This is a genomic window from Candidatus Cardinium sp. cBcalN2, assembly GCF_022810445.1.
Lineage (GTDB): Bacteria > Bacteroidota > Bacteroidia > Cytophagales > Amoebophilaceae > Cardinium.
Genome location: NZ_JAACGD010000128.1, coordinates 1 through 2,512, shown reverse-complemented (window position 1 = coordinate 2,512; position 2,512 = coordinate 1). Strand labels below are relative to the sequence as shown.

The window sequence follows — 2,512 nt, the reverse complement described above, 5'->3', positions numbered from 1 at the left end:
TTTCTGATATGTGTAATCAGTTCTATACCTTTTTCCATAAGTTTTTCAAACAAATCTTTACACAGGTAGCCTTTATCAGCAAATATTTTACCCATCAAATTCTTAGATAACTTTTCTACAGGAAACCTGTCATTGACTTTTCCTGTTGTCAATTCAAGTTGAGGTTTTTCCCTTAGTAGCAATTGACTTAAATACTTTGTTAGAATAGGCTCTTTTGACACTACACACCTTAATAGCGGTTGAATCCATAAAGTAAAAGCCTGTTTTTGTCTTGGAAAGACTTTGCGTAAAGAAGTAGATTGGAACCAATGCTCTCTGTATTAGTTCTATAAACCTATTATAGCTTACTAAGTTTTTAAATTCAGTAGAATGAAAATGTTGTAAATGAGAATAATAAGCTTTGAAATATCTAAAACCAATTACATGAAAAGCAATAAGGATAGTAATTATTTCACTCAAAGTAAGCGAGCAAGTTCTAGTAGGTTTTCTAACAGAATCAGTTAATAATTGCTTTTCCATATAAGGTATAAATTTCTTAAGAAATTCATCTACACCGTAATATATTTCGATTAATTTTGATACATTCATAATGGGCTCCTTTGTTATCTTGGGTGAAATTTGACCTCCAAATTTAAAAACACAAGGGAGCTTTTTTACACTAGTATCAAAAAATATAATCCCGAACTCACGTTAAACAAATAATTTATTAGGTTAACTTCATTGTCTATGCAACCCTATCACGTGGTGCCTCATAAAAAAACGGCTCCATCAACTATATCTTTTGTTTTTCTTTTTAAGACCCAATAAAATAGCCTTTATCAAATAACGATTTATCTATGATCTACTATTCCACTACACTTTTAATGGTATTGGCCTTTTTGATATTCACCCTTCTGGTAGGGCTTTATGCTAGTAAAAAGGCAATTACATTTCGGGAGTATGCTGTAGGCAATAAATCTTTTCATACCAATACCCTGGTGGTTACAACGTTAGCTACAATTGTTGGAGGAGGAATAATGATGGTTTATATACCAAAATGCTATGATCGAGGTATATCTTATACAATTAGTATTATTATCTCCTATATTATCAGGTATGCGATGCTCAGTCTGCTGGGGCTGCGTATGGGGCCATTTATGCAACATCTCTCTATTGCAGAGACTATAGGTAGCATATATGGTAAGTATTCAAGGCTTATTGTCGCTTGTCTGAGTATCTGCTGGATGATTGTTGTTGTTTCTGTTCAAATCAATGTAATGTCCTCTATTATCGCCATGTGTATAGATTCGATTGATCCTCGTATCTTTACCATGTTAGCTACTTTAATCCTTATTATTTATGCTACTTTTGGGGGTATTCGTGCCGTTACCGTTACGGATGTATGGCAGTTTATAACTTTTACTATCATGATTCCCCTGCTTATTAAGTTTGTATTTATAAAAACAGGTAAATCCTTGTTAGAGGCTTTTTTGTTTTTACAAAAGCACGAAAAATATAGATTAAGCAATTTGTTCGAAGTTGATAGCAACATACAAAACTCGAGTCTGCTTTTGAACTTTCTAAGTCTTGCATTTTTTATACCTCCCTCAATTATACACAGAGCCTATATGAATGCTGGTCCTATTCAAATCAGAAAAGTGTTTTTGTATGTGAGCTTGATAATACCTCTTATACTGCTTTTTATGTCTATGATTAGCCTATTTGTTTTTGTAGGAGATCCCAATCTCCCCGAAAAAGCAATTTGGCCATATATACTGGCTGATATGCCACCTGTTTATAAAGGATGTTTAATGATTAGTGTATTAGGCATGACCATGTCCACAGCTGATTCTAATTTACACACTGCTTCGATTATGTTTAGTCATGATGTAGTCCAAAGTATTCGAGGTATAAAACTAGACCCCTATATAGACCAGCTTCGAATCGCCAAATTAACTGGATTATTTACAGGCCTACTGTCTATGATTTTAACTCTTTACTATCCTAATCTATTTGAACTAGTTAATTGCGTGTTGCAGCCTCTTACATTAGGTATGACGACTATAGTGAGTCCCCCTTTTATTTTAGCTGTTTTTGGTTTTCGGGGTACTCCTTGCACGGCTTTGGTCGGAATGGCTACAGGTATAGTAGTCACTTGTGGTTGGTACAACTGGGTTGAACGTGCGATAGCATTATATGGTGTTTTGTGGGGTATTCTAGCCAATGGCCTGGCTATGATGGCCGCTCATTATTTGTTAAAACAACCAAAAGGTCAAGGCTGGGTTGGGCTAGATTCGCAACAAAAAAGAATACAACAACTTATACGAGCATTTAAAAGATATAAAAAGCGTCTAGACTTAGAGTAAATAAGGAATTTTGTCTTAGCCTTTGCTTGTATCTGTTCAGGAAATGGCGTCAGCTTAGGGGTAGCCACCATTCGTACATAAGCCGTAAGGAATTTTTATCTTACTTTTTTCGTATTTGTTTATGACACTGGTAAAAAATGAATTTTTATTGTTACTTTTTTCTTGAT

Annotated in this window: 1 protein-coding gene and 1 pseudogene; one reads left to right on the top strand and one right to left on the bottom strand. The window is 34.4% G+C overall.

What is annotated here, in order from left to right; translation table 11 throughout:
* A pseudogene (locus tag MUW74_RS03820) lies at positions 1-588 on the bottom strand (transposase); the annotation flags it as partial.
* Positions 589-836: 248 nt separating this feature from the next.
* Between MUW74_RS03820 and MUW74_RS03815 the strand changes: the two are divergent.
* The gene (locus MUW74_RS03815) at positions 837-2,345 is read left to right on the top strand and encodes a sodium:solute symporter (RefSeq protein WP_243518921.1); all 1,509 of its coding nucleotides are present in this window, start codon (positions 837-839) and stop codon (positions 2,343-2,345) included.
* Positions 2,346-2,512 lie beyond the last annotated feature (167 nt).

Coding starts and splice junctions, on each gene's coding strand:
- MUW74_RS03815 (WP_243518921.1), top strand. CDS start 837: ATGATCTACTATTCCACTACACTTTTAATGGTATTGGCCTTTTTGATA.